The sequence below is a fragment of the Curtobacterium sp. B8 genome, assembly GCF_000333315.1.
Classification (GTDB): domain Bacteria; phylum Actinomycetota; class Actinomycetes; order Actinomycetales; family Microbacteriaceae; genus Curtobacterium; species Curtobacterium luteum.
Genome location: NZ_BACW01000193.1, coordinates 1 through 2,210 on the forward strand (window position 1 = coordinate 1; position 2,210 = coordinate 2,210).

Below are 2,210 nucleotides of genomic sequence, written 5' to 3' on the forward strand. Positions count from 1 at the left end.
GACCCGCTTGACGTTGAGCTCGTCGCGGAGGATGTCCGCGAAGGGCTCGACCGCCGCCGGGTCGGGCACGACCAGGGTGAGCGTGGCGAGCGGGAGCCGGACGCGCCTGCCGGTGGCCTTGCGGAGCGCGAGGCCCTTCGAGGCGACGTCGCGGACCCGGTCCATCGCGACGACGAGGGCGTCGTCCGCGGGGAACTCGTCCGCCGACGGGAAGTCCTCGAGGTGCACGGACCGGCCGCCGGTCAGGCCCTTCCAGACCTCCTCCGTGACGAGCGGGGCGAGCGGGGCGGCGACGCGGGTGAGCGTCTCGAGCACGGTGTACAGCGTGTCGAAGGCCGCCCGCGCCTCGGGGCTCGACTGTGCGCCGGCCCAGAACTTGTCGCGCGACCGACGCACGTACCAGTTCGTGAGCACGTCGGCGAAGTCGCGGACGGCCTGGGCCGCGAGCGGGGTGTCGAGCGCGTCGAGGTGCGTCGTGACGTCCTCGACGAGCACGCGCGTCTTGGCGAGCAGGTACCGGTCGAGCACGTCGGTGCTCGCCGTGCTGCGCGAGGCCCCGTACCCCTCGGACGTCTCAGCGCCGGTGTCGCCGGAGGCGTTGGCGTAGAGGGTGAAGAAGTAGTACGTCGACCAGAGCGGGAGCAGGAACTCACGGACTCCCTGGCGGATGCCCTCCTCGGTCACGACGAGGTTGCCACCGCGGATCACGGACGACGACATGAGGAACCAGCGCATCGCGTCAGCGCCGTCGCGGTCGAAGACCTCGGACACGTCCGGGTAGTTCCGCAGGCTCTTCGACATCTTCTGGCCGTCCGAGCCGAGCACGATGCCGTGGCTGATGACGTTGCGGAACGCCGGGCGGTCGAACAGCGCGGTGGAGAGCACGTGCATGACGTAGAACCAGCCGCGGGTCTGCCCGATGTACTCGACGATGAAGTCGGCCGGGTTGTGCGCCTCGAACCACTCGCGGTTCTCGAACGGGTAGTGCACCTGCGCGTAGGGCATCGAACCGGAGTCGAACCAGACGTCGAACACGTCCGAGATGCGGCGCATGGTCGACTTCCCGGTCGGGTCGTCGGGGTTCGGACGGGTCAGGTCGTCGATGAACGGACGTGCAGGTCGACCTGCCGTCCGCGTTCACCGGCAGCCGTCCGAAGTCGCGCTCGAGCTCCTCGAGGGAGCCGTAGACGTCCTGGCGCGGGTACGCCGGGTCGTCCGACACCCACACGGGGATCGGCGTGCCGAAGTACCGGTTGCGGAGACCCGACCAGTCGATGGCGTTGCCGACCCACTTGCCGAACTGGCCGTCCTTGACGTTCTCCGGCACCCAGGTGATGTCCTGGTCCAGTTCGCCCATGCGGTCGCGGAACTCGGTGACGCGGACGAACCACGACGAGACCGCCTTGTAGATGAGCGGCTTGCGGCAGCGCCAGCAGTGCGGGTAGCTGTGCTCGTAGGACGCCTGGCGGAGCAGTCGGCCCTGTTCACGGACGGCCTTCGTCAGCGGCTTGTTCGCGTCGGACCACAGCATGCCGGCGACCTCGCCGAACTGCGAGGTGAAGACCCCGCCCTCGTCGAGGGACAGCACGACGGGGATGCCGGCGGCCGCGCAGACCTCCTGGTCGTCGGCGCCGTACGCCGGGGCCTGGTGGACGATGCCCGTGCCCTCGCCCGTCTCGACGTACTCCGCGACGAGGATCCGCCATGCGTGCTCGTACCCCTCGGTGCCGTCGAGGAAGTCGAAGAGCCGCTCGTACGCGACGCCGTCGAGCTCGGCGCCGGCGACCGTGCGCAGCACGGCGGCGAGCGCGTCGTCCGCCGACTCGTAGCCGAGGTCCTTCGCGTGCGCGGCCACGGTGTCGGACGCGAGCAGGTACGTGGCGGAACCGGCGCTGCCACCGTCAGCCGCGCCTCCCGGCCCGGCAGGCACGACCGCGTACGCGATCCCGGGACCGACCGCGAGGGCGGCGTTCGTCGGGAGCGTCCACGGCGTCGTCGTCCACGCGAGCGCGCGCACGCCGGTGAGCCCCAGCTCGTCGGCGCGGTCCCCGCGCAGCGGGAACGCGACCGTGACGGACTGGTCCTGCCGCGACTGGTAGACGTCGTCGTCCATGCGCAGCTCGTGGTTCGACAGCGGCGTCTGGTCGTTCCAGCAGTACGGCAGGACGCGGAAGCCCTCGTAGGCGAGACCCTTGTCCCAGAGCTGCTTT

At 70.5% G+C, this 2,210-nt stretch carries 1 pseudogene; it reads right to left on the reverse strand.

Going from position 1 to position 2,210, the window contains the following annotated elements:
* Positions 1-2,210, reverse strand: a pseudogene (locus I59_RS19230) (isoleucine--tRNA ligase); the annotation flags it as partial.